Origin of the sequence: Bradyrhizobium sp. F1.4.3, assembly GCF_040548375.1 — a bacterium.
Taxonomy (GTDB): domain Bacteria; phylum Pseudomonadota; class Alphaproteobacteria; order Rhizobiales; family Xanthobacteraceae; genus Bradyrhizobium.
In genome coordinates this window covers 170,625-193,797 of sequence record NZ_JBEPRN010000010.1, presented here as the reverse complement: position 1 = coordinate 193,797, position 23,173 = coordinate 170,625, and the positions used below count along the sequence as shown (strand labels likewise).

Sequence of the window (23,173 nt, the reverse complement as noted above, 5' to 3'; positions counted from 1 at the left end):
TTTTGAATCGATCCAGCGCGCGGCGTCGAACGACTGAACACTTTCTCGATGACGCGCTCGATCGGACTTCGAACCGATTAAAGATTGCAACTTTAGCGAGCGGGCGGCCGAGGATTCGAAAGCGGCCCTGCGAGGACCGGGGGCCGGTTCCGCGACAACCGGACGTGGAGGCGAACCATTCTCGATAGCGGCTATCGGCGCGGGTCGGCCTGGAATAGGGAAAACCCCGGAATTATACGGAGCACGACGCGCCGATTTCATCGCGGTAAGGTTGAGCGGTTAGCTTAATCCACGTTGTTTGTTGCGAAGTCTCACCGATCGCATATCCATCTCCGCACCGGGCTTTCCCCAAAGGCCCGGCCCCACCCAAGCAAAGCCGTCGAGCGACATGGGTCCGCTTGGCGGCTTTGTCGTTGTGTCGATGCGAGAGGATCATTTCGGTTATGGCGCGGAAGCCCTGGTCGTTCAAGGAAGACCGCCGGCTCATGGAGCTGGCCAAGTCTTCGATGTCACTGGAAGAGGCGGCGAAACAGCTCGGGCGCTCGCCCGACGCGATCAAGCGCATGGCCTTGCGTCTCGGCCTGTCGCTCAAATCCAGGGGTACCAAGAAGAACTAGCGCGCGTCGCGCCAGCCTTGCGCGACAACTCGCGGACAAGCGTGCCTCCCGTCATCACCTGATGCGCGGAAGCCGCAAAACGACGCATCCCGAACGCTTCAGCGCTCTCGATCTCTCCGTGCGCAGATGTTAGACTATCCACCAGTAAAGATTGAATATCGCCTCTTTCTCGCAGAGAACGGTCGCTCGATTGGCCTCGGTCTCCGCTCGATAGTCTGTTGGAGGATTGCACCATGTTGTCCCGTGCATTCGCCGTAGCTTTGCTCCTGACTCCGCCTTCAGTGGCGTCGGCGCAAGTTCCCGTGCGGTTCGGATACCCGAACGGGGCGCCATGGTGTGCGTTTGGCTTCGATTGCAGATTCCTGAATTTCCACGAATGCGCCGACTGGATCTATGATCCCGCACGCAACTGCCTGAAGAATCCCTACTTCGCGGCCCGCTACCCGACCGATGTCGACAAGGGCTGGTCCTACAATCGGCGTTGAACGTCGCGTCCCGTGAACGACTTCGTCGCGCTCTGAGGCAAGCGGTTTCCCGCCTGATCCGGGTTGGCCAAGTCCGCCGATGACGAGAATTTGGGCAGCGACGATCGCAAGCTCAAGCTCCACGAGCGGAACTCTTGTCCGGTCTCAGCATTGTTCCGAAAAGGAATGCGGGAGGCGGAGGCCGTCGTGGCAAACTCTTTCCTTATCATGGTGTCGATTTGGTTCGTCATTAATATCCTGTTCGTGGCGTTGAGGCTGTGGGTCACCAGGTCGGACGGCCGGGAAATTGGTGCCGGCCCTCGCCAGCCCAGCCCCGTCAGCGTGAAATGGCATTCGCGCCGCCATGGTTGCCCATCCAGACGAACGATCGGGGCGGGGACCTTCGGGACCTGATCCCCGTCGAATGGCCCTGTGAACTTCGGCTCACACAGCCGCAAGCGCCAGCCTTAAACCCTATCTTAGCGCCTCCGAGGTTAGAGTTCGGGTAATCCTCTCTTAATCTCCGCGGGCCGGATGAAAACAGCACGGCCGAAACTCTCGTTGGCGGCGCTCGTGCTTGCGGGCATGGCGGCGTTTGCGCTTGCCGGTCACTTCGCTGCGACGCGATTCATCCACGACCAGCAGGCACGCCAGCTCGACCAGCTGACCGAGGTCGTGCTGCGCCGGTCCGAGTTCGCTGTCGATTTTGCGGCCGCGAGCCTCGACGAGCTGGCCGGCCGCGGGCTCGCCACATGCGATCCGGCCTCGCTCCAGGCGATTCGCCTCCACGTCTATCAGCGCTCTGCCGTGAAGGACGTCCGCCTCGTCAATTCGGACGGCTCGGTGATCTGCTCGGCCTATTCGGAGACGCTCGAGTTCGACAAGGGCTGGGTCGATCGCGCGGACATGCTCGCCTCGCGCGATTCGAAGCTGATGCTGTTCCGCGTCGAGCAGTTCGGCAGTGACGCGCTCGGCGTGCTCAGGGACATCGGCGACAAGAAAGCGCTGGTCGCCATCCTCGGCATCAATTCCAGCCTGTTCGACATCATGCCGGCCGAGTTGCGCGCCTATAGCGAGGTGCTGCTGGCGCTCAAGAACGGCGCACAGCTCGGCGAGTTCATGCTCGACGCCGACAAGGCGCTGACGCATCCGGTCGATTTCGAGAAGAGCTCGGCGCGCTATCCCCTGCGCACCGTCATCCGCATCGACAAGACCGTGCTGTCGACTTGGAACAGCGAGGCTTACTGGCCGGCGATGGCGGTCTCGCTGGCGCTCGGCGCGCTGTTCAGCCTCCTCCTGTCGCGGACCCGGCGCATGGTGGGCCCCGTTGCCGATCTTGATCGCGCGCTGGCGCGCGGCGAGTTTAAGCCCTATTTCCAGCCGATCTTCGATCTTCGGACCGGCGAGATCAGGGGCTGCGAGATCCTGGCGCGCTGGCCGCGCGAGGACGGCTCGGTGGTCCCGCCGATGAACTTCATTCCATTGGCGGAATCCAGCGGACGGATCGAGGCCATGACCTGGCAGCTGCTCGGCCGCGCGCTGGCCGACCTCCAGCCTCATCTCAAGGCCGACAAGGATTTCAAGCTCTCGCTCAACGTCGTGCCCAAGCACATCCTGAGCGCAGGCTTCGTCGAAACGCTCCGCAGCACCGTCGCCGCCGCGCGGGTTTCCGCGCGGCAGATCGTGATCGAGGTGACTGAGCGCGACGAGCTCGACGATCTCGCGCGCGCCGCGGCCGTGGTGAGCGAGCTTCGCGACTACGGCTTCCGCGTCGCCATCGACGACGTCGGCGTCGGCCACAGCGGGCTGTCACGGCTGAAGGGGCTCGGCGCCAACACGATCAAGATTGACAAGTTCTTCGTCGACACCATCACGGTGGATGCCTCGACCACCACGATCGTGGCGATACTGGTGGCGCTCGCCCGGGATTTCCACATGACGGTGGTCGCCGAAGGCGTCGAAACCGAGGAGCAGGTCCGCGCGCTGATCTCGTGCGGTGTCGAAGAGGGCCAGGGCTATCTCGTCGCAGCGCCCCTGCCCTTTGCGAAGTTCAGTGAGCTGATGGCATCGCAGCGTACGGCCGGAGCTCCGGTCGACGACACCGCACTGGTAGCCTGACCGATCCGGCTGACCCGAATTCGGACAGCTCGGCGACGTGCACCGTCCCGGTGCGAACCACCAGTCATGAACGCTCCGTCAGCGATGCGCGAACCTTAACGATGTTCTCGGCTTTCGAGAGCGGCACGCCGACCGAGCGGCTATGATGGTACAATGCGTCGAAACCATCTGATCGCGGCCGCGGCCATCTGCCTTGCGCTGATCGTCTATGCCACGCTTGCCAAGCTCGCGGGCAGGCCTGCGCTGATGGGCCATGCCGAAGCCTATTGGGTCGTCATCATCGAGCGCTTCAGCGCCTACGGCCTGCTGGGCTTCCTGTTGTCCTTCCTGCTGCCGGGACGTTTCAAGCTGGCTTGCGCGTTCGTAATCGCGGTCGCCGTCGGGCTCGAGGTGTTGCAGGCGGTGACGCCCGATCGCGATCCGCAGTTCATCGACGTGCTGCAAAAGGCCGCCGGCGGCACCGTCGGCGTCATTCTCGCCCAGACCATTCTGGCTTTCCTGCCCAGACCGCCGTCCTGACGGGGGGCACGCAAGGCGCGCGAAATCACGTCGCGGGAGCGGGCGGATCAGTCCGATACCCTACTTCACCATCTGCCCGCGCAGCTCGCCACCCGGATTGGCCGCGGTGTGAACGTTCGCGTACCACTTGCCGGCCAGGAGATCAGCAGCCTGCGCCTCGGTGAGGGTCGCCGTGCCCTGGATCGGGGTTTGCGCCGACTTGAACGGGAGCGCGATGCCGGCATTCTTGCCGGGCTCGCTGGGTCCATGGAAATGCGCGCCTAACGCTGGGCCGCTGAGATCGGCATAGGTGACGGTATAGGTCAGGACCTTCGTATCGGTGTCGAAGGACGCCTCCGCCTTGCCGGAACCGGAGCTCGCGTTGGGCGGCACCTCATTGCTGCCCTTGAGCTCCGCCCGCAATTTGATCATTTCGGCATTGGCCGCCGTCATGACAAGAAGCGGGAGCGCAAAAACCAACGCACCCGCTAGGCACACAGCGTTCTTCATGGCACCCTCCCAGCCCAGATCCTGTTGGTTTTCGACCTGTTCCAGTGTGAAACACCAGAGGTCGCACCAAATTCCGGTTGGATGATTATGCCTGATTCGAACGAGGCCGACTGCTGCCGAGGCGGCGGACTTACGCCACGCCGCGGGTGGAGCTCGCCTGATCGGCCGTGAGAACCCCGGACATCTGCCGATGGGCTTCTCGCAGCGCCGTGATCGCACCATCGAGCTCGAATTCGGCTTCGCGAATGGTCTCGAAGAACCGGGCCATCAATGCGGAGCTCAGCTTGACGCGGGTGTTTCCATCGCGGCTCTTGCGGCGATCGAGCGACAGATGCAGCGCCTGCACCCTGGCTTCGGCAGCACTGCAGCCGCTGAGCGTCGCGAGTTCGTCATATGTCATCCAGATCTGAGGCATATCCCTGTCCGCCTTTTGTTATGGGCCTCAACCTAGATTTCACATCTAAAAGCACGGTTGCCGCGGTGCCGTCGCGAAGGCTTTCGCGACAACAGCGTCAATGCAAAGCTAAGACGCCGGGTGCCCTAGGCGGACGGCTTGGGCGGCGTGAATGGATGGCGCGGCCGCGACCGGCTATCGAAGCCCTTGGGCAATTTGTCGGCATTGAGCTTCACGACGGCGCATTTGGCGTCGGCCGCCGGCGCATCCTCCTGGCTGTAAATCAGCGTCGCCTCGAACTTGACCTCAGGCGCCTCCCCGGCCATTCCCGCGCAGGTCGCCATCGCACCGCTGCATACGCCGGCGAGATTAACCTCGACCTCGTCCGGACCGAACACGCTCGGCGGGCCGTCGGCATGCCGTTTCACGGTCAGGACCGCCGTGAAGCGCTGCTGATCGACCTGGTAGGAGCCACCATAAGTGAAGAAGCTGTCGCGGCCCGAGATCCGCCCCTCGGCTAAATCCACCAGGCCCGTGCCCTGGCCACGCGGGGTCCTGAACCAGGCAGCGTATTTGCCGTCTCTCAGCATAAAAACATCCGTCGTAAAGTTCATTCGTATTTGCGACCAACTCTGGGGCGCGACAATGACCGATACGGCGCGCATTCCGCCACGGTTAACGCCCTGCAAAGCCAATTCGTCAAATTGCCAGCGCCGTACACGCGACGCCGGCAGCAATGTCAAAACAGTTCTATGCCGCCGTCCGCAGGCTCGACCGCCTCGACCCGGCGCGCAGCGGCGGTCGACACCAGCCCGAGGGCTTGCAGGAATTCCCGGTGGACGTCCCGCTCGCGCTCCATCGTGTAGCGCGCGAAGAGATCATCGAGCATGGCCTCGTCCTGCGGCTGCGGCCGATCCGCCCCCGCGCTTGTCTCGAGGCGCGCGGCGACTGTGGGCAGCGACGCAGAGCTCTCGCCGAGCGAGCTCATCAGGCCTTGCGCCGAATTCATCAGGCCTTCGAATTCCGCGCCTTCATCGACAAGCCGGCTCATCAGCTTGCCGAGCCGTTCGTTGCCGGCCTCGACCTCGCGCAGCGCCTGGAGGATCTGCGGCTCGAGATTGGCGAGCTGCGTGGGATCGCCCTGGACGCGGAGCTCCTTCAGTTCGTTGGCCGACCGCTCGACGCCGTCGAGCACGGGCCTCAGGCGCCCGGCGCCCGCCGAGACCTGGTCGGCGGTCGCCTTGAGCTCGTTGGCGATGACGACGAAGGCGCTGCCGCGGCTGCCGAGATGGCTTGCCTTGAGGCCGGCATTCATGCCGATCAAAGTGATGTCGACGGTGGCCTCGGCAAGTCCGGCGATGGCCTGGCGGAATTTTGCCAGCGTGTCCTCGACGATGGCCAGCGCCTCGTCGACCGTGCGGCCGGCGCTCTCACAGGTGGCGATCAGGGTCGAGGCCTGCGCCAGCGTATGCTTGATGCGGGCCAGGAACGACGACGAGGAGCCATCCTTTCCGCCGAACAGCGAACGGCCGTGATCGACGACGCTGCCCGCATCATGCAGGATGGCCGACAGCGCCCGGATGATCTGGCCGATGTCGCCGCCGAACTCGCGCTGGGCATCCCTGAGCTGCGCTGCCTGCAACCGGCGGATCGCGCGCACGCCGTCATCGCTCGCGACCGGCTCCGGGACGAGGCTCGGAACGGGCTCGGATGACAGGCGCAGACCATGGCAGACATGTTCAAGGCGTTGGCGCGTGCTGTCGCCTGCCTGCAAGGAAATGATCGCGCTGCCGACGGCCTCGGCGATCTTCCTCGTGCTGCCGCTTGCGAGATCGGCGAGATGGCTGCTCTTGCTGCGCTGGTGGCGCAGGCCAGAATAGGCAGCGCCGAGCTCGGCGCTCTCCGCGACCAACCGATCCCCATAGCGGCTCTCGAACTCCTTCTGCCGGCTGGATGCGGTGGCGACCGCTTCCGACAAACGCTGCTGATCCTTGGCGCAGCCTTCGATCGAACCCTGCACGGCCTTACCGAGATCGTAGGCCTCCTGCGTGAAGGCAAGAAAGCCTTCGCGATCACCGTCGAGCGAGGCCGCCTCGATCCGCGCGCTGCGCGCGATGATGGTGATCATCCCGATATGCTTGAACAACGGCTTGAGCAGCGAGGACGCCTCCGCCGTGCTCTTGCCGATCGTCGTGAGCAAAGCGCTCTCAGCCGGCAATGCCTGCGCCAGCTCGCTCAGCCGCGCCGCGATCTCCTGCAACGCGGTCGCGGCTCCCTCGATCTCGGCGCCGGAGAGTTCCTCGGAGAGAGTCGCGAGACCCTGGTTCAGATCCTTGAAGATGATGTGGCCGCGACCGAGCTCATGACCGACGCGCGCAAAGACCTCCTCGATGCGCGACGAGACGTCCTCGACCGCAGCGATCGCATCAGTCAACGCGCTGGCCGGACTGGCAGACATCGCGATCAACCCGCCACAGCCGCATGCCCGGCCTGATACCAGTGCATGATCTCGCGCGGGATCTGCTGCAGCGAGACCACCTTCTCAACGCCGCCATGAGCGATGGCTTCCTTGGGCATGCCGAACACCACACAACTCTCTTCGTCCTGCGCCCGCGTCGAAGCGCCGAGCTTGCGCATCTCCAGCATCCCCCGCGCGCCGTCGTCGCCCATGCCGGTCATGATGACACCGAGCGCGTTGGCGCCGGCATGCTGGGCCGCGGAGCGGAACAGCACGTCGACGGAGGGACGATGCCGCGACACCGGCGGGCCATCCTTGATCGCGATCTGATAACGCAGGCCGATGCGCTGGAGCAGCATGTGCCGGGCGCCCGGCGCAATATAGGCCCAGCCCGGCTGCACCGGCTCGCCGTCCTCGGCCTCCTTGACGCGGATCTGGCAAACGCCGTCGAGACGTCTGGCGAAGGCGGCGGTAAAGCCTGCCGGCATGTGCTGGACGATAAGAATGGGAGGACAATGCGCTGGCAGCATCTCAAGGACGTCGTTGAGCGCTTCCGTTCCACCCGTCGATGCACCGATGCACACGATGCGTTCCGTCGTCGGCCGGACCTTGCCCTGCACCGGCGGCGGGATGATGGCGTCGGCCGTCAGCTTCTTCTCGATCACCCGCCGCTCCGTGCGTGGACGAACGCGCGCGCGCGCCGCCGACTTCACGGATTCGCGCAGCCGTGTGGAGCACTCGAGCAGCGCCTGCCTTGTGTCGATCTTCGGTTTGGGCACGATATCGACGGCCCCCGCCTCGAACGCCTCGAACATCACGTTCGAACCTTCCTCGGTGAGCGAGGAGCAGATGATCACCGGGATCGGACGCTGCGCCATGATCTTGCGCAGGAAGGTCATGCCATCCATCCGCGGCATCTCGATGTCGAGGATCATGACATCAGGGATCTCGTCCTGGAGGCGGCGCGCCGCCGCAAACGGATCGGACGCGGTCCCCATCACTTCGATGTCCGGATCGTCGTTGAGGATCGTCTGGAGGATTTGGCGCACGGACGCCGAATCGTCCACGATCAGTACGCGAACTTTCTCCTTCGGCATTTTGGGCGGCGCTCCAATCAGACCTGGAAAATGGTTGGCTGAACTTGCTTCAAACCCGGAACGGCACTGTGGACCATGGATTCCGAGTGCCCGACCAGCAAATAACCGCCCGGCCGCAAATGGCTGCAGAGCTGTTCGACGACCTTGCGCTGCGTCGGCTTGTCAAAATAGATCAGGACGTTGCGGCAAAAAATGATGTCGACGTCGCGGTCGACGGGATAGGACCCGTCCATGAGGTTCATTCGCATGAAATGCGTCATGCGGCGCAACTCCGGCACCACCCGCACCTCGCCGCACGACCTGTCCCGTGACGACAGGAAATATCGCTTCAGAAAATGCTCCGGCACCGGTGCCAGCACGTCGCGGGTGTAGATCGCGGTCCTGGCGAGGCGCAGCACCGCGGTCGAGATGTCGGTCCCGAGGATGCGGTACTGAAACCGCGATCCGCTCCGCGTCATGTCGTCAAGCACCATCGCAGCGGTATAGGCCTCCATGCCGGTCGAGCTCGCCGAGCTCCAGACCTTCAGGTTCGCGTTCTTCCGCCCGTGCAGCTTGAGCAGGGCCGGGATCGCGACGTCCCTCATGAAGGTGAAATGTTGCGGCTCGCGGAAGAAGTCGGTCTTGTTGGTCGTCACCACATCGATGAGATGGGTGAGCTCGGTGTCGAAATGATCAGCCTCGAATAGATTGTCGACATACTCGTTGAGATCGGAGAAGTTCAGCGCGCGCACGCGCTTGTGCAGCCGCCCTTCCAGCATCAGCCGCTTGCCCTGCGGCAGCTTGATGCCGACCTGGCCCTCGATCAGCTCGGCGATGGTCCGGAAGTGACGGTCCGACAGATGCACGGCCGTATCCTGCATGGCAGGCATCATGGCTGCCTGCCCGGGCCCGGGACGGCCGCCTGCGCTGAATGTCGGGCCATGCGGGCCATCTTGAATTCCTACACTCTTGCACAACCACTGAAGACGGATCGGCCCACCCATGAAGGGCGGGCCGACGTCTCAGATATCCTAGCGCTGGAAATCGGCGTCCCGATCGTCCTCGCCGTCATTCATGTCGAAGGCGAAGCCGCCGCCACCGCCGGCAGCCTTCACGGCACGCGCAGGCTTGGCTTGCGGCTTCTTGGCCGGACGATCGGCCGCCGCCATGTGAGCCGCCTTGACACGCAACTGAGTCACCGCCCGGTCGATCGGCGCAGCCGTGTGGCCCTTCACGCCGTGCTCGATGCGGAAATAGGCGATTGTCGACTGGAGCTGCTCGGCCTGCGAGGCGAGCTCCTCCGAGGTCGAGGATACTTCCTCCGAAGCGCTGGCATTCTGCTGGCCGACCTTGTCGAGCTGCTGGATCGCCTGGTTGATCTGGGCCGAGCCGACGTCCTGCTCACGGCACGCCGCGGTGATCTCCTCGACGAGTTCGGCGGTCTTCTTGATGTCCGGAACGAGCTTGGCGAGCATGGAGCCGGCCTCCTGCGCGACCTTGACGGTCTCGGCCGAGAGCGTGCCGATCTCGGCTGCGGCCGCCTGGCTGCGTTCGGCGAGCTTGCGGACCTCGGAAGCGACCACCGCAAAGCCCTTGCCGTGCTCGCCGGCGCGCGCGGCCTCGACTGCGGCGTTGAGCGCCAGCAGGTCGGTCTGACGCGCGATCTCCTGCACGATGGTGATCTTCTCGGCGATGGTCTGCATCGCATTGACGGCGCGTCCCACCGCGGCACCGCTCGCTTCGGCATCCTTCGCCGATTGCGCAGCGATCTTCTCGGTCTGGTTGGCGTTATCGGCGTTCTGCTTCACGTTCGAGGCCATCTCCTCCATCGAGGACGATGCTTCCTCGGCGGACGAGGCCTGCTCGGTTGCGCCCTGCGAGAGCTGCTCGGCGCTCGCCGACAGCTCCTGGCTGCCGGCCGAGACGTTCTGCGCTGCGGTCAGGGCCTCCGAGACGATCTGCCGAAGCTTTTCCACCATGCGCTCGAGCGCGAGGCCCAGCGTGTCCTTGTCGGACAGCGGCTTGGCTTCGATCGTGAGATTGCCCTGTGCGATCTCGTTGGCGACCGCCGCAGTGGCATTCAAATTCACCGTCATCGCGTTCAGCGACTTGATGAGGTCGCCGATCTCGTCGTTGCTGGAGGATTCGATCTTGTGGCTGAGATCGCCGATCGCCACCGCGTCGGCGAGGCCGACGGCCTGCGCCAGCGCCCGGCTGATGTTGAGCGCGATCCAGGTGGCAGCGACCATCGCGATCAGAAGCGAAGCGATGACCAGGCTTATCAGCAGCATCTCGGCGCGCGCACCGTCCTGCTTGGCCTGCTCGGCCTGCTCGGCCATGTTATTCCTGACGTTCTTGATGTAGCCGTCGGCAGCCTCCAGCGCGTCCGCGACGACCTTGCGGCCGTCATGCATGGTGCGGTCGAGGGCCTTGACCTTGTCGGCCTTCGCAAGCCTGACGGTCTCGTCCTGATAGGCGTTCAGCTTGGCGAAAGCCGTGGAGAAATTGTCCATCAGCTTCTTGCCGGACTCGCTTGCCTGCGTGTGGATCTCGTCTTTGGACTTGGCGAGCGCTTCGCGGTTCTTGGCGAGGTCGGCCACGAACTGATCGTATTCCGCATCGGTCGCTGCGAGGATTGAGTTCTTCTCGGCCCGCACGAGGAGCAGGACGCCTTCCTTGAGCTCCGCGGCCTTTTCCATGCGGCCGGCACGGCTGACCAGAAGCTCGGTGGTGCCGACCATATCCGCAAGCTTCATGTAGCCGACCGCGCCGGCGATCATGGAGAGCAGAATGACGACGCCGAAGGCGCTGGCAAGCTTGGCTTTGACGGTGAATCTCATGTCAGTCTCGTTGGTTCGAATTGGGGTGCTTACGCTTGACCACGCTTCACACTTGCAAACTCAGGCGGCGCGCGGCGTATCCGCGGTCGCGTTACGTCCTTCCGGGATCTCGTCATGCGCCATCAGCTTGGCGAGATCGAAGATGACGACGAATTTCTCGCCCTTGCGGCCGATGCCGGCGGCATAGTCGGACTGCCATTTGCCACCGACCTCGGGAATGGGCTCGATCGCCTGCTCGTCGATATCGGTGACCTCGAACACGCAGTCGGCAACGAAGCCGACGCCGACCAGGCGATCCTTCATCGGCACGTCGAGGATGATGATGCGGGTGGCTTCGGTCGCCGCCACGCTCGGCAGGCCAAGCTTGGTCCTGAGATCGACGATCGGGTAACCGCTTCCGCGCACGTCGATCATGCCGAGCAGGAAGTTCGGCGCATGCGGCAGGCGCGAGATCGGCCGCATGTCGAGAATTTCACGGACGTTGCGGATGCTGATGCCGAACGTCTCGCCGGCGAGCCCGAGCGTCAGATATTGCGAGGTTGCGGCCATTGCTACAGTCCAGGGTCCGATGGTTCTTGGGTTATGATCAGCGCTGAAACTCGGCGTCGCGATCGTCCTCGCCGTCATGCATGTCGAACGCAAAGCCGCCGCCGTTCGCCGCCTTGAGCGTACGGGCCGGCTTGCGGGCCGGAGCGGGCTTCTTCGCGCCACGATCGGCCGCAGCCATGGTTGCGGCCTTGGCGCGGAGCTGGCCGACCGCGCGGTCGATCGGCGCGGGCGCGGCCCTTTCATTCCGGGTGGCCTGCTCGATCCGGAAGAACGAGATGGTTGACTGGAGCTGCTCGGCCTGCGAGGCGAGCTCTTCGGAGGTCGATGAGACCTGCTCGGAGGCGCTGGCGTTCTGCTGTCCGACCTTGTCGAGCTGCTGAATGGCCTGGTTGATCTGCGAGGATCCGACGTCCTGCTCGCGGCAGGCGGCGGTGATCTCCTGGACCAGTTCGGCGGTCTTCTTGATGTCCGGCACGAGCTTCGACAGCATCTCGCCGGCTTCCTGGGCAACCTTCACGGTCTCCGTTGACAGCGTGCCGATTTCGGCCGCGGCCGCCTGGCTACGCTCGGCGAGCTTGCGCACCTCGGAGGCAACCACCGCAAAGCCCTTGCCATGCTCGCCGGCGCGCGCGGCCTCGACCGCCGCGTTGAGTGCGAGCAGGTCCGTCTGCCGCGCGATTTCCTGCACGATCGTGATTTTCTCGGCGATGGTTTGCATCGCATTGACGGCGCGGCCGACGGCGGCACCACTGGCTTCGGCGTCCTGGGCCGATCGCGCGGCGATCTTCTCGGTCTGGTTGGCGTTGTCGGCGTTCTGCTTCACGTTCGAGGCCATCTCCTCCATCGAGGAGGAAGCCTCTTCCGCGGACGAGGCCTGCTCGGTCGCGCCCTGCGAGAGCTGTTCGGCGCTGGCGGAGAGCTCCTGGCTGCCGGCGGAGACGTTCTGCGCGGCGGTGAGCGCTTCGGCGACGATCTGCCGGAGTTTCTCCACCATCGCGTTCAGAGACCTCACGAGATCGCCGATCTCGTCGTTGCTCGCCGAGGGAATGGTCTGGCTGAGATCGCCCTCAGCCACCGCGCCGGCAAGACCGACCGCACGGCCGAGCGACCGGCTGATCGAGATCGAGATCCACAAGGCAGCGCCGATCGCAACCATCAGGGAGACCCCAAGGAGCGTCATCAGCATGAACTGCGCCTGATGGCCTTCGTCCTTCGACTGAACGGCCTGGTCGGCCATCTGCTTCTTGGTGTTCTCGACATAAGCGCCCATCGACTCGAGCGCATCGTTTACAATTTTGCGCCCCTCGTTCATCGAGCGTTCGGTCGCCTTGACCTTGTCGGTCTTTGCAAGGCGGATCGTCTCTTCCTGATAGGCGTTCATCTTGGCATAGGCCACGGCGAAGCCGTCGAGCAGTTTCCTGCCAGCCTCGCTCGCCAACGCATAGACTTCGTCCTTGGTCTTCAAGGCGCCCTCGCGGCGCTTGGCAGCGTCGGCAGCGGCCTGCTCGATCTCGCTGTCATTACCGATGATAGCGTTCTTTTCGGCGCGAAGCTGGACGAGAATGTCTTTCTCGACCTCCATCGCCTTTTCCATGCGCTTGGCGCGCAGGACCATGCTGTCGGCGGTCGTCATCATGTCGCCGAGCTTCATGTAGGCGACGCCACCGGCGACCATGGACAGGACGATGACCAGACCGAACGCGCTGGCAAGCTTTGCCTTGACCGTGAATCTCATCTTCAGCCCCTAACTCCGATCCCGCCCACGGGACCTCGTTCAATTCAGGATGCGTTCCATGTTGGGAACGATGACGAATTCCTCACGCCACTTGGCGATGAAGCGAATGAACTCCGGCTTCCAGTGCATGCCGACGCGCGGCGTCTGCTGCACGTGGGCCTGCGAGATCTCGGTGACCTCGTAGACCTTGTCGGCGGTCACGCCGACCAGCACCGGCTCGTTGTCGAGCTCGATCTCGATGACGACGATGCGCGTATCGGCCGAATCCTCGGTCTGCGGCATGCCGAAGCGGATGCGCAGGTCCGCGAGCGGAATTACGTTGCCGCGCACGTTGATCACGCTGGGAACGAAGGACCGCGCACCGGCCACCTTGGTCACCGGAACCGGATCGATGATTTCGCGCACGAGGCCCGCGTCGAGCGCAAACTTCTCCCCGCCGAGGCCGATCATCACGACCTGCATCGCGTCGGCCTGATGCTCGCCGACCAAACCATCGTTCATCATGCCGCCTCGCTGATGTGCTGCTTCTCGACCTTCGACTGCGCCAGCGTGACGAGCTGCGCGACATCGAGGATCAGCGCCGCCGTGCCATCACCCAGAATGGTCGCGCCGGAGAAGATGGTGACATCCGAGTGCAGCTTGGAGAGCGACTTGATCACGGTCTGGTGGTTGCCGATGATCTGGTCGACGACGAGACCGACGCGGCTCTCGCCGGTCGAGATGATGATCGTCTTCTGGTGGCGGTCAGGCGTGCCCGACGCAGACATGATCTCGCGCAAGCGCAGGAACGGCACGAGATTGCCGCGCACGTTGAGGAAATTGCGACCGCGTGAGCGTTCGTCCTCGGCCGTGAGCTCGACGCATTCTTCTACCGCCGACAGCGGGATGATGTAGCGACCCTCACCGACGCGGATCAGGAGACCCTCGATGATCGCGAGCGTCAACGGCAGGCGCAGCGTCACAGTGGTGCCCTGGCCCGGCTTCGTCGTCAGGTCGATCGAGCCGCGCATGTTCTCGATGGTGCGCTTGACCACGTCCATGCCGACGCCGCGGCCGGACAGAGCCGAGATGGTCTGCGCGGTGGAGAAGCCCGGATGGAACAGGAACTGGTGGATCTCGTGATCGGAGAGCACGGCACCGGCCGCGATCAGCCCCTGCTCTTCCGCCTTTGCACGGATGCGCGCGGTGTTGAGGCCGCCGCCATTGTCCTTCACGGTGACGAGCACCTGCGCTCCGGAATGGACCGCGGCGAGCTCGATCCGGCCTTGCTCGGTCTTGCCATTTGCGGTGCGGGTTGCGGTGTCCTCGATGCCGTGGTCGATGGCGTTGCGGATCAGGTGGACCAGCGGATCGGCCAGGCACTCGATCATGGTCTTGTCGAGTTCGGTGTCCTCGCCTGTGGTGACGAACTCGACCGGCTTCGACAGATCCCGCGACAAATCATGGATCAGCCGGCGGAAGCGGCCAAACAGCGAGCCGATCGGCACCATGCGCGCGCCCATCGTGGTGTCGCGCAAGCTGGAGGCGAGACGTTCGATTTCCTCGGCGATCATCTTGATCGAGAGGTCGGAACCGGAGGCGGCGAGCTGGGTCAGCCGGGCTTGCGCAATGACGAGCTCACCGACCCGGTCCATCAGCTCGTCGAGGCGCTCGGCCTGGACGCGGACGGTGGCGATGCCGCGATCGTCGCGCTTGCTCTCGGGCTTCGGTTCCTGCTTTGATTCAGACTTTGATTCAGACTTGGATTCAGATTTGGGCTCCGCCATTGCGACGGGCGGCGCGGCGACCGGCGCCACGGCAGCCTCGACCACCGGCGCGGCCATCTCGGCCACCGCGGCCGGTTCCTCGTCGAGCAGCTGAAATAGCGGCATCGGCGCGGGCGCCGCGACTTGCTCCAGCGGCGCGAGCGTGAGCTTCATCTCGTCCTGGACGAACATGAAGACGTCGTCGATCGCGTCCTTGTCGCAGGCCGCGTGCAGCTTGACGTCCCACTTCAGATAGCAATCTTCCGGGTCCATCTCGTCGAGGAACGGGATGCCGTCGGTGATCGGAACGACGAAGCAGGGGCCGAGCTTGCAGAGATCTTCCAGCAGATCGAGCGGGTTCGAGCCGTTGCGCAGGATGTGGGATTCAAATTCCAGATGGAGGTGCCAACCGGCCTGCTTGCTCTCGATCGGCGCCAGCGGCGGTGCTTCCACGATCGCGGCGACTTCAGCGGCAGGCTGGTCGAACGCGACGAAGCGCTTGAGGTCGTCGAGGATGCCGTCGCCGATGATGTCGTCGGTCGACTGCGGATCCTCGATCAGCGCGCGGATATAGTCCTTGGCGGCGAGCGCAACCGTGATCAGCTCCTGGGTCGGCTTGATCTCGCCCTTGCGGACGCGGTCGAAGGCGGTCTCGAATTCGTGGGTGAAGGAAGCGACTTTGTCGAAGCCGAACATTGCGCCCGAGCCCTTGATCGTATGCAGGGCGCGAAACGCGGAATCGACCAGCTCGCGGTCGTCGGGACGCTGGCCAAGGTCGAGCAGGGCCCCTTCCAGGACCTCGAACAGCTCGCTGGCTTCCTGGCGAAAGACCTCGGTCGGGTCCATCGCACTCATGCACGCACCAGCTTGGCGACGACGGCGAGCAACTGCTCGGGCTTGAACGGCTTTGTGATCCAGCCGGTGGCGCCGGCGCTTTTGGCTTCCTGCTTCACCATGTCGTTGGACTCGGTGGTCAGGAACACGATGGGCATGCCGACCGCGCTCGGCAGCTTGCGCAGCGCCCGGATCAACTCGAGCCCGTTCATGACAGGCATATTAAGGTCGGTGATAACGAGGTCGAGCTTGCCGGCCTGCGCCTTGGCGAGCCCCTGCGCACCATCGCCGGCCTCGATCACGCTGTGACCGGCCGGCTCGAGCACGACCTTGATCATCTGCCGGATGCTTGGGGAGTCGTCGACGGTCAGAATCGTGGCCATTAGGTGCCATCTTTCTTTTGCGGGAAGTGCTGATCGATCATCGCCTCGCTCGCGAAACCGGCGCGGCGAAGGGTGTTGCGCAGAGACTGGGAGAATGAGGTCAGGACTACCGGACGGCCCTGGGCCTCGCCGGTCTTGGCGGTCGATAGCAGGAGCTGGATCGAGGTCACGTCCGCCTTGTCGACGCTGGAGCAGTCGATCTCGAGCCGGTCCTGCCGCCCGAACGCTTCGCGGATCAGGTCATAGACGTTGCGGATCGCGGCGATGCTGCAATCTGCAGGCAGCCGTAGGGACCACTTCGGCTCAGTGACATCAGACGACATTCGTCCCCCAAACTTCCAGGGATTCGCTGCACGCATGGCGCGAATCCCGCGCGACGACTATTCGCGGAGGAGAGTGTGCAAACCCCTAATGGCTTCCACCGTACAACTACGGGTCACAAACCGAAAAACCTCGCGTATGCATGCAGACATGCATGGCCCGCCCAAATCTCATGCGCCAAGCGCAACCTTGAGGCAGTTGGCCACGGATGTTTGCTCCGCGTTAAATCGCACGGGCTATTCGTTGAGGTCATGCCTCGCCATCCGAACGAGCCCGGCCGCCGATGCTGACCCAAGCGCTTCTGGTTGATGACAGCCGCTCCGTCCTCAATTTCCTGAAACGGCATATCGAGGCGGAAGGCCTGGTCGAGGCCACGACGTTCCTCGATCCGGTGGACGCGCTCGCCTGCGCGCGCGAGCGCGTGTTCGATCTCGTGCTGGTCGACTACGAGATGCCGCACATGGACGGCATCAGCTTCATCCGCAGCTTCCGTACCCTGCCCGGCTGCGTCGACGTCCCGATCGCGATGATCACCTCGCGACAGACTGATGACGTCAAGATGGAAGCGCTGCAGGCTGGTGCAACCGATTTCCTGCCCAAGGCACCGCAAAGCGTCGAGATGACGGTGCGCCTGCGGAATTTGGTTCAGCTTGGTGCAGCCGTACGCAAGCTCAACGATCGTGCCGCGCATCTGGCCAGCGAAGTCGCGGCCGCAACACGGAAGCTCGGCGAGCGCGAGGAGGAGATCATCCTGCGGCTGGCGCTCGCGGTCGAGTACCGCGACAACGACACCGGTGAGCACACGCTGCGGGTCGCCCGATACAGCCGGGTCATCGCCGAACAACTGGGCCTGTCGCCCCGGCTCTGCCGCGACATCTATCTCGCCGCGCCCCTGCACGACGTCGGCAAGGTCGCCATTCCCGACAACATCCTCCTCAAGCCCGGCCGGCTGACCGATGAGGAGATGGCGGTGATCCGCACCCACGCGACGATCGGCGAGAAGATTTTGGCGGATTCCAGTTGCGAGCTGATCCAGCTCGGTGCGCAAATTGCCGCAGGCCATCACGAGCGCTGGGACGGCACCGGTTATCCGAATGGCCTCAGGGCGGACGCGATTCCAGTCGCCGCCCGCGTGGTCGCGGTCGCCGACGTCTTTGACGCCTTGACGACGCGGCGACCATATAAAGAGCCGATGCCGCTCGAGGTCGCGCGCGACTATCTGGTCGAGAATCAGGGACGGCAGTTTGACCCCGCCTGCGTCGAGGCCTTTCTGTCGCGCTGGGATGAGATCGTGGAAATCGCCGGCGGGCGGCGTGGGACGCTGTTGCAGAAATCCGAGGCTGCCCTCTTACCCATTATAGAAGGCGTGACCGGGGGCTGTCCGGACCAGGATCGCTCGCCCGAGGCCGCGGCGGTCTGACATTGCGCGTCGAGTAACGGTCTGCTTCAGCTCCGTTTTCTGCCATCACGGATTTGAACCTCTTCCTGCTAGAATGCACCAATAACACGAGTGACTCTGGTCACACTTGCCTGTGCCATCCGCTGCTAAGCCTTGGACCAGGACGGGGATCAGTCGCGTATCGTTCGAATTGGATGAGAGAGCCCATGAGAAGCCTGATCGGCGCCATTGTCGGCATGTTTTGTCTTGCGGCCCCCGCCGTCGCGGAGACGCCGGCCGCGATCGTCGAGGACGTTCAGGGCAAGGTCGACGGTATCGAGTTCATGGACTATGTGGCGCCCGGCAAGATCATCAAGCTTGGACCGAAGGCGGGCATCACGCTCAGCTATCTCAAATCCTGCCTCCGCGAGACCATTAGTGAAGGCGTCGTCCTGGTTGGCGCCGAGCAGAGCACGGTGCAGCTCGGCAACGTGCAGCGCGTCAAGGTGCCCTGCGACGCCAATGCGGCGCAGCTCTCCGAGCGCGAGGCGAACCAGAGTGCCGCGACCACGTTCCGCACCATGCGATCCGATGCCAAGGGCGCGCCGGCAAAGCTGGCGACGATCTACGGCACAGCCCCGCTGATCCAGGCCAAGAGCGGCAGCACGCTGGTGATCGAGCGCACCGACGGCAAGGAGCCCGCGATCAGCGTGCCGCTCAAGAGCGACATCATGGTCGGCGGCAAGTTCTATGACCTTTCCAAGGCCGGGAAGTCACTGACCCCGGGCGGCACCTATCTCGCAACGCTGGGCGCCAAACGTTATGCCTTCCAGGTCGACGCCAGCGCCACCTCGTCACCGACGCCGATCGTCGGTCGCCTGCTGCGGCTCGAATAGACGGCCCGCGTCGACGCGATGCGGCGGATCGGCAGGCGGGACATCGTTGCGGCGATCCTGATCGGGCTCCTAGCGGGCGCGGTCTTCACGTCGCCGCCACTTCAAGCGCTGCAAGGTCTCTCGCTCGACTTCCTCACGGCCTTGCGCGGCAAGCTCGTCGGCGACCGCCGCGATCCCGCGACATCGCCGGTTGTCGTGGTAGCGATCGACGGTGAGACTTACGACACCCCGCCGTTCAAGGGATCGCCGACGCAGACCTGGACACGCGAAATCGGCCGGGTGCTTGGGAGTATCACGGACGGCGGCGCCAAGGTGATCGGCTTCGACGTCATCTTCAAAAACTCGATCGAGCAATCAGAGATTCCCTTTGGCGACGCACCGCTCGGCACCCGCATGAAGGGATTTGACCGGGACTATTTGATCGCGCTGCGGCGGCTCTCCGACAGCGGCAAGCTCGTGCTCGGCGAGATCCTCAGCAACGACCAACCGGACAGGCCCGACCGCGCGCAGCAACTGGCGGTGAAAAACAACATCCGCGCGCTCAACGTCCATACCGACCCCGACGACGTGATCCGGCGGATGCCGCTGAGCTTTTTCATCGATGGCAAACTGGTCCCTGCGATGGCCGTCGAGCTTGCAGCACGCGCGCTCGGCGCACAGGCCGAGACCGCACCGTCCGGCGCAACGATGTTGTCCGATTATACCATCCCGAGCGCAGTGCCTAACGCGCTGACGCTCAACTTCCGCGGCATGGGCCGCGACGTGCCGACCTATTCCTTCGCCGACCTGCGCGCCTGCGTCGAGAAGGGCGACCGCGACTTCTTCCGCCGCGCCTTCGACGGCAAGGTTGTGCTGCTCGGCAGCATCCTCACCTTCGACGACCGCAAGCTGACCTCGATGCGTCTGTCCGGCGGATACGACGGGTCGCCGGCTGCACGGTGCGCCCTGCCCGCGCCGGGGAGCACCGCGCAAAGGGCCCGCAGCGACATTGCCGGCGTTTTCGTGCACGCAACGGCGGTCCGAAATCTCATGGAACGCGACGGCGTGGCCGAGCTCGGCTTTCCCCTGCGGACGATTTTGACGATTGTGTTCGCGGCGATCATTGCCTGCGCGGCCTGCGTGCTTGCTCCGAGTGGCGCCGTGATCACCTGGCTCGTCCTCACCGCTGCTTACACCGCAATGGCCGTCGGCGCCTTCGTCCATGCATTGGCGCTGCCGCTGACGGAGCCTGCGCTCGCGAGCCTTACCGCGCTCGCGATGACGATCGGCTACCGCTTCATGCTGGCCGATCGTGACGAACGTTTTCTGCGCAAGAGCTTCGCGTTCTACCTCGCGCCCGAGGTCATCGACACCATGGTCGCGTCCGGCAAGATGCCGGCACTCGGCGGCGAGATGCGCTATGTCACCATGTTCTTCTCTGACCTCAGCGGCTTCTCCTCCATCGCAGAGACGATGACGCCGGGCGAGCTGGTGACATTGATGAACGAATACCTCTCCGCGATGACCGATATCATCGAAGGCCATGGCGGCTATGTCGACAAATATATCGGCGATTCCATCGTTGCCATGTTCGGTGCGCCGGCAGACGATCCCACCCACGCGCGCAATGCGGTCCGCTCCGCGCTGAAGTGCCACGAGAAGCTGGCGGAGCTCAATGCCGGCAACCCCGCCTTCGCCGGCCGCGGCCTGTCGCACCGCATCGGACTCAACAGCGGCGAGGCCGTTGTCGGCAATATCGGCTCCCGCCGCCGCTTCAACTACACCGTCATGAGCGACACCGTGAACGTCGCCTCGCGGCTCGAAGGCGCCAACAAATATTACGGCACCGCGATCATGGCTTCGGAGGCGACGGTCGCGCAGACCGGCGACGCCTTCGCCTGGCGCGAGCTCGATGCGATCAGGGTGTTAGGGCGCGGCGAATCGATCCGAGTGTTCGAGCCGCTGGCCGACAAGGGCGCGGAGAGCGTCGAGCAGAAGAAGGTAGCCGCGGCTTACGCGGAGGGGCTCGCATGCTGGCGCGCGCGGGAGTTCACCAAGGCAGTTGGCGCGTTCGAAGGTACGGCAACGCTCGATCCGGCGTCAGCGCTGTTCGCGAAACGCGCGCGGCAATACGCCTCCAACCCACCGTCGTCGGATTGGACTCCGGTCAATACGCTCGAAGGGAAGTAGCCGCGCTCGCTCTTACCCCCCTCCAGGGGAGGGTAAGAGTGCGGCAGTCGGGCCCTAGAACGACAGCCCCACATAATTCTCCGCCAACAGGCGCTGCGCCGTCTCGGACGAGAGCAGATACTCCAGCTCGGTCTGCTGAAGCCGATCCTCATACTCGGAACGGTCGGGGAAGCGATGCAGCAGAATCGTCATCCACCACGAAAAGCGCTGCGCCTTCCAGATCCGCGCCAGCGCCTTGGCCGAATAGCCCGCAAGGCCGGAATCGTCGCCGTGCTGATAATGCGCGAGCATGGCATGGTAGAGATAATAGATGTCGGAGGCAGCGCTGTTCAGCCCGCGCGCGCCGGTCGGGGGCACGATGTGGGCGGCATCGCCGGCGAGAAACAGGCGACCATAGCTCATCGGCTCGGCGACGAAGCTGCGCAAGGGCGCGATGCTCCTCTCGATCGAGGGTCCCGTGATCAGGCGGCCAGCGACCTCCTCCGGGAGGCGGTGCTTCAGCTCGCTCCAGAACGCATCGTCCGACCAGTCTTCCGTCTTGTCTGTGAGCGGCACCTGGATGTAGTAGCGGCTCAAGAGCTGCGAACGCAGCGAGCACAGCGCAAAGCCGCGCTCGTGCTTCACATAGATCAGCTCCGGCGATACTGGTTTGGTGCGCGACAACACGCCCAGCCAGCCGAACGGGTAGACCTTCTCATATTCGCGCAGCACGTCCTTTGGAATCGACTTGCGGCTGACGCCGTGAAAGCCGTCGGCGCCGACGATGTAGTCGCAATCGACACGGACGGCCTCACCGTTCGAACGATACGTCACGTATGGCCGCTCCGAGGTCAGATCATGCGGCGTCACGTCCTCTGCATTATGCACGACCTTGCCGTCGAGACGGTCGCGCGCCTCGTAGAGGTCGCGCGTCAGCTCGGTCTGGCCGTAGACCAGCACCGTATTGCCGCCGGAATGCTTGTGCAGGTCGACATGGGAGAGCACGCCGTCATGGGCGATCTCGAACCCTTGATGGATCTCGCCCTCACGATCCATCCGCTCGCCGCATTGTGCCTCGCGCATCAACTTCGCGAAGCCATGCTCGAGCACGCCGGCCCGGATGCGGGCCAGCACGTGGTCGCGGCTGTATTTCTCCAGCACGACCGTGTCGATGCCCTTCAGGTGCAGGAGCTGGGACAACAGCAGCCCGGACGGCCCACCGCCGATGATGCAGACCTGAACTTTCATTTTTGCGTCCTCCCGTCGGTGCGTTTTTGCAGAATCTGCACGGCAAACCGATGGAGGCTTTCGCCTTTGTCTTGTACAATTCGAACATGAGAACCGCAGCCCCTGCCCCGGCGATCCGGGTCTACAACCTGTTCGGCGAGTCCGGCGACCTGCCCGATGTCGTGCATTGCGAGACGATCGCGTCGCGCTCGGTGCTGCATGACTGGACGCTGGCCGTGCACCGGCATGCCCGGCTGCACCAGGTGCTCTTGATCGACCGCGGCGGTGGCGAAGCGACGCTCGATGGGCGCGTGGTGCCGCTCAAGCCAATGCAGATCGTCAATGTGCCGGTCGGCCACGTCCACGGCTTCCGCTTCCTGCCCGACACCCAGGGCTGGGTGCTGACCATCGCCGCGGAAGTTCTGGACGAGGCGCTGCTTGCCGCCGAAGGCCTGCGCGGCGCGCTGTCGCGATCGGCCGTGGTGCGCGGAACGCCGCAGATCCGCGCCACCATGAAGCAGATCTTCGCCGAGCACGCCGCGCGCCATTTCGGCCGCGCGCATGTGCTGCGCGCCTTGTCGGCGGCCATGATCGGGCTTGTGGCGCGGGCGCTCGTGAGGGAGAGCGGCGGCAATGGCACCGCCGAATCCGGACTGTTCCGCCGCTTCGAGGCCCTGCTGGAGCAACAGCATCTGGAGCGCTGGACCGTGGCGGACTACGCCGAGGCGTTGTCAATCACGCCGACCCATCTCAACCGGGTGACGCGCGCGGCGACCGGCGACACCGCGTCGCACCTGATCCTCAACCGGCTGATCCGCGAGGCACGCCGCAACCTCGTCTACACCAACCTGCCGGTCTCGACGATCGCCTACGCGCTTGGCTTCGAGGACCCCGCCTATTTCAGCCGGATCTACACCGCCGCCACCGGCCTGTCGCCGCGCGCCTTCCGCGCGCAGCTCCATGGCGGCGAATAGAAGCTTCG

Annotated in this window: 22 protein-coding genes; 8 read left to right on the top strand and 14 right to left on the bottom strand. The window is 64.2% G+C overall.

Annotated features, from left to right (window positions below; translation table 11 throughout):
• Positions 1-443: 443 nt before the first annotated feature.
• The 4 genes from ABIB73_RS24610 (at position 444) to ABIB73_RS24595 (ending at position 3,718) form a co-directional block, all read left to right on the top strand.
• Positions 444-617 carry a hypothetical protein gene (locus tag ABIB73_RS24610; protein WP_354228190.1) on the top strand — a complete coding sequence of 58 codons (174 nt, stop codon included), beginning with the start codon at positions 444-446 and terminating at the stop codon, positions 615-617.
• 233 nt (positions 618-850) lie between these two features.
• Positions 851-1,102, top strand: coding sequence for a hypothetical protein (locus tag ABIB73_RS24605; RefSeq protein WP_354228188.1), 252 nt, complete (start codon positions 851-853; stop codon positions 1,100-1,102).
• 513 nt (positions 1,103-1,615) lie between these two features.
• Positions 1,616-3,199 (top strand): EAL domain-containing protein, encoded by a 1,584-nt coding sequence (locus ABIB73_RS24600; protein WP_354228186.1) that lies wholly within the window; start codon positions 1,616-1,618, stop codon positions 3,197-3,199.
• A gap of 153 nt (positions 3,200-3,352) precedes the next feature.
• On the top strand, positions 3,353-3,718 hold the full coding sequence (locus tag ABIB73_RS24595) for a VanZ family protein (RefSeq protein ID WP_354228185.1): 366 nt from the start codon (positions 3,353-3,355) through the stop codon (positions 3,716-3,718).
• A gap of 60 nt (positions 3,719-3,778) precedes the next feature.
• Here ABIB73_RS24595 and ABIB73_RS24590 read toward each other — a convergent pair whose 3' ends face one another.
• The 13 genes from ABIB73_RS24590 to ABIB73_RS24530 form a co-directional block, all read right to left on the bottom strand.
• Positions 3,779-4,207, bottom strand: coding sequence for a CHRD domain-containing protein (locus ABIB73_RS24590; RefSeq protein WP_354228183.1), 429 nt, complete (start codon positions 4,205-4,207; stop codon positions 3,779-3,781).
• A gap of 130 nt (positions 4,208-4,337) precedes the next feature.
• Positions 4,338-4,622, bottom strand: a complete 285-nt coding sequence (locus ABIB73_RS24585) for a hypothetical protein (protein WP_354228181.1) — start codon at positions 4,620-4,622, stop codon at positions 4,338-4,340.
• 125 nt (positions 4,623-4,747) lie between these two features.
• On the bottom strand, positions 4,748-5,191 hold the full coding sequence (locus tag ABIB73_RS24580) for a hypothetical protein (RefSeq protein WP_354228179.1): 444 nt from the start codon (positions 5,189-5,191) through the stop codon (positions 4,748-4,750).
• 149 nt (positions 5,192-5,340) lie between these two features.
• Positions 5,341-7,059, bottom strand: a complete 1,719-nt coding sequence (locus tag ABIB73_RS24575) for a chemotaxis protein (protein WP_354228177.1) — start codon at positions 7,057-7,059, stop codon at positions 5,341-5,343.
• 5 nt (positions 7,060-7,064) lie between these two features.
• On the bottom strand, positions 7,065-8,156 hold the full coding sequence (locus ABIB73_RS24570; RefSeq protein WP_354228175.1) for a protein-glutamate methylesterase/protein-glutamine glutaminase: 1,092 nt from the start codon (positions 8,154-8,156) through the stop codon (positions 7,065-7,067).
• 17 nt (positions 8,157-8,173) lie between these two features.
• The gene (locus tag ABIB73_RS24565) at positions 8,174-9,028 is read right to left on the bottom strand and encodes a CheR family methyltransferase (protein ID WP_354228173.1); all 855 of its coding nucleotides are present in this window, start codon (positions 9,026-9,028) and stop codon (positions 8,174-8,176) included.
• Between the two features lie 138 nt (positions 9,029-9,166).
• Positions 9,167-10,975 carry a methyl-accepting chemotaxis protein gene (locus tag ABIB73_RS24560; protein ID WP_354228171.1) on the bottom strand — a complete coding sequence of 603 codons (1,809 nt, stop codon included), beginning with the start codon at positions 10,973-10,975 and terminating at the stop codon, positions 9,167-9,169.
• A gap of 60 nt (positions 10,976-11,035) precedes the next feature.
• Entirely contained in the window at positions 11,036-11,524 is a 489-nt protein-coding gene (locus ABIB73_RS24555) for a chemotaxis protein CheW (protein ID WP_354228169.1), read from the bottom strand.
• A gap of 37 nt (positions 11,525-11,561) precedes the next feature.
• Positions 11,562-13,259 (bottom strand): methyl-accepting chemotaxis protein, encoded by a 1,698-nt coding sequence (locus ABIB73_RS24550; RefSeq protein WP_354228167.1) that lies wholly within the window; start codon positions 13,257-13,259, stop codon positions 11,562-11,564.
• Between the two features lie 39 nt (positions 13,260-13,298).
• Complete coding sequence (locus ABIB73_RS24545; protein WP_354228165.1) at positions 13,299-13,763, bottom strand: chemotaxis protein CheW; 465 nt, start codon at positions 13,761-13,763, stop codon at positions 13,299-13,301.
• The gene (locus ABIB73_RS24540) at positions 13,760-15,859 is read right to left on the bottom strand and encodes a chemotaxis protein CheA (RefSeq protein WP_354228163.1); all 2,100 of its coding nucleotides are present in this window, start codon (positions 15,857-15,859) and stop codon (positions 13,760-13,762) included. The genes ABIB73_RS24545 and ABIB73_RS24540 overlap by 4 nt, the downstream gene beginning before the upstream one ends.
• Entirely contained in the window at positions 15,856-16,221 is a 366-nt protein-coding gene (locus tag ABIB73_RS24535; RefSeq protein ID WP_354228161.1) for a response regulator, read from the bottom strand. The genes ABIB73_RS24540 and ABIB73_RS24535 overlap by 4 nt, the downstream gene beginning before the upstream one ends.
• Positions 16,221-16,544, bottom strand: a complete 324-nt coding sequence (locus tag ABIB73_RS24530; protein ID WP_074118959.1) for an STAS domain-containing protein — start codon at positions 16,542-16,544, stop codon at positions 16,221-16,223. The genes ABIB73_RS24535 and ABIB73_RS24530 overlap by 1 nt, the downstream gene beginning before the upstream one ends.
• 281 nt (positions 16,545-16,825) lie before the next feature.
• On the opposite strand from ABIB73_RS24530, the gene ABIB73_RS24525 reads away from it, so the two are divergent.
• From ABIB73_RS24525 to ABIB73_RS24515, 3 genes are all read left to right on the top strand, one after another.
• Positions 16,826-17,962 carry an HD domain-containing phosphohydrolase gene (locus ABIB73_RS24525; RefSeq protein ID WP_354228159.1) on the top strand — a complete coding sequence of 379 codons (1,137 nt, stop codon included), beginning with the start codon at positions 16,826-16,828 and terminating at the stop codon, positions 17,960-17,962.
• A gap of 185 nt (positions 17,963-18,147) precedes the next feature.
• The gene (locus tag ABIB73_RS24520; RefSeq protein ID WP_354228157.1) at positions 18,148-18,816 is read left to right on the top strand and encodes a hypothetical protein; all 669 of its coding nucleotides are present in this window, start codon (positions 18,148-18,150) and stop codon (positions 18,814-18,816) included.
• Between the two features lie 18 nt (positions 18,817-18,834).
• Positions 18,835-20,985 carry a CHASE2 domain-containing protein gene (locus tag ABIB73_RS24515; RefSeq protein ID WP_354228155.1) on the top strand — a complete coding sequence of 717 codons (2,151 nt, stop codon included), beginning with the start codon at positions 18,835-18,837 and terminating at the stop codon, positions 20,983-20,985.
• Positions 20,986-21,039: 54 nt separating this feature from the next.
• Here the strand turns inward: ABIB73_RS24515 and pobA are convergent, their stop codons facing one another.
• Positions 21,040-22,212, bottom strand: coding sequence for a 4-hydroxybenzoate 3-monooxygenase (gene pobA / locus ABIB73_RS24510; protein ID WP_354228153.1), 1,173 nt, complete (start codon positions 22,210-22,212; stop codon positions 21,040-21,042).
• A 50-nt stretch (positions 22,213-22,262) separates the two neighbouring features.
• Between pobA and ABIB73_RS24505 the strand changes: the two genes are divergently transcribed.
• Complete coding sequence (locus tag ABIB73_RS24505) at positions 22,263-23,165, top strand: helix-turn-helix domain-containing protein (protein WP_354228151.1); 903 nt, start codon at positions 22,263-22,265, stop codon at positions 23,163-23,165.
• The last annotated feature ends 8 nt before the right edge of the window (positions 23,166-23,173 follow it).

What these genes read in the sequence shown, in the direction of transcription:
- ABIB73_RS24525 (WP_354228159.1), top strand. Translation starts at nt 16,826, where the DNA reads ATGCTGACCCAAGCGCTTCTGGTTGATGACAGCCGCTCCGTCCTCAAT.
- ABIB73_RS24560 (WP_354228171.1), bottom strand. Translation starts at nt 10,975, where the DNA reads ATGAGATTCACCGTCAAAGCCAAGCTTGCCAGCGCCTTCGGCGTCGTC.
- ABIB73_RS24600 (WP_354228186.1), top strand. Translation starts at nt 1,616, where the DNA reads ATGAAAACAGCACGGCCGAAACTCTCGTTGGCGGCGCTCGTGCTTGCG.
- ABIB73_RS24610 (WP_354228190.1), top strand. Translation starts at nt 444, where the DNA reads ATGGCGCGGAAGCCCTGGTCGTTCAAGGAAGACCGCCGGCTCATGGAG.
- ABIB73_RS24570 (WP_354228175.1), bottom strand. Translation starts at nt 8,156, where the DNA reads ATGCCGAAGGAGAAAGTTCGCGTACTGATCGTGGACGATTCGGCGTCC.
- ABIB73_RS24515 (WP_354228155.1), top strand. Translation starts at nt 18,835, where the DNA reads ATGCGGCGGATCGGCAGGCGGGACATCGTTGCGGCGATCCTGATCGGG.
- ABIB73_RS24565 (WP_354228173.1), bottom strand. Translation starts at nt 9,028, where the DNA reads ATGATGCCTGCCATGCAGGATACGGCCGTGCATCTGTCGGACCGTCAC.
- ABIB73_RS24545 (WP_354228165.1), bottom strand. Translation starts at nt 13,763, where the DNA reads ATGATGAACGATGGTTTGGTCGGCGAGCATCAGGCCGACGCGATGCAG.
- pobA (WP_354228153.1), bottom strand. Translation starts at nt 22,212, where the DNA reads ATGAAAGTTCAGGTCTGCATCATCGGCGGTGGGCCGTCCGGGCTGCTG.
- ABIB73_RS24575 (WP_354228177.1), bottom strand. Translation starts at nt 7,059, where the DNA reads ATGTCTGCCAGTCCGGCCAGCGCGTTGACTGATGCGATCGCTGCGGTC.
- ABIB73_RS24580 (WP_354228179.1), bottom strand. Translation starts at nt 5,191, where the DNA reads ATGCTGAGAGACGGCAAATACGCTGCCTGGTTCAGGACCCCGCGTGGC.
- ABIB73_RS24540 (WP_354228163.1), bottom strand. Translation starts at nt 15,859, where the DNA reads ATGAGTGCGATGGACCCGACCGAGGTCTTTCGCCAGGAAGCCAGCGAG.
- ABIB73_RS24535 (WP_354228161.1), bottom strand. Translation starts at nt 16,221, where the DNA reads ATGGCCACGATTCTGACCGTCGACGACTCCCCAAGCATCCGGCAGATG.
- ABIB73_RS24520 (WP_354228157.1), top strand. Translation starts at nt 18,148, where the DNA reads ATGAGAAGCCTGATCGGCGCCATTGTCGGCATGTTTTGTCTTGCGGCC.
- ABIB73_RS24585 (WP_354228181.1), bottom strand. Translation starts at nt 4,622, where the DNA reads ATGCCTCAGATCTGGATGACATATGACGAACTCGCGACGCTCAGCGGC.
- ABIB73_RS24555 (WP_354228169.1), bottom strand. Translation starts at nt 11,524, where the DNA reads ATGGCCGCAACCTCGCAATATCTGACGCTCGGGCTCGCCGGCGAGACG.
- ABIB73_RS24505 (WP_354228151.1), top strand. Translation starts at nt 22,263, where the DNA reads ATGGAGGCTTTCGCCTTTGTCTTGTACAATTCGAACATGAGAACCGCA.
- ABIB73_RS24530 (WP_074118959.1), bottom strand. Translation starts at nt 16,544, where the DNA reads ATGTCGTCTGATGTCACTGAGCCGAAGTGGTCCCTACGGCTGCCTGCA.
- ABIB73_RS24605 (WP_354228188.1), top strand. Translation starts at nt 851, where the DNA reads ATGTTGTCCCGTGCATTCGCCGTAGCTTTGCTCCTGACTCCGCCTTCA.
- ABIB73_RS24590 (WP_354228183.1), bottom strand. Translation starts at nt 4,207, where the DNA reads ATGAAGAACGCTGTGTGCCTAGCGGGTGCGTTGGTTTTTGCGCTCCCG.
- ABIB73_RS24550 (WP_354228167.1), bottom strand. Translation starts at nt 13,259, where the DNA reads ATGAGATTCACGGTCAAGGCAAAGCTTGCCAGCGCGTTCGGTCTGGTC.
- ABIB73_RS24595 (WP_354228185.1), top strand. Translation starts at nt 3,353, where the DNA reads ATGCGTCGAAACCATCTGATCGCGGCCGCGGCCATCTGCCTTGCGCTG.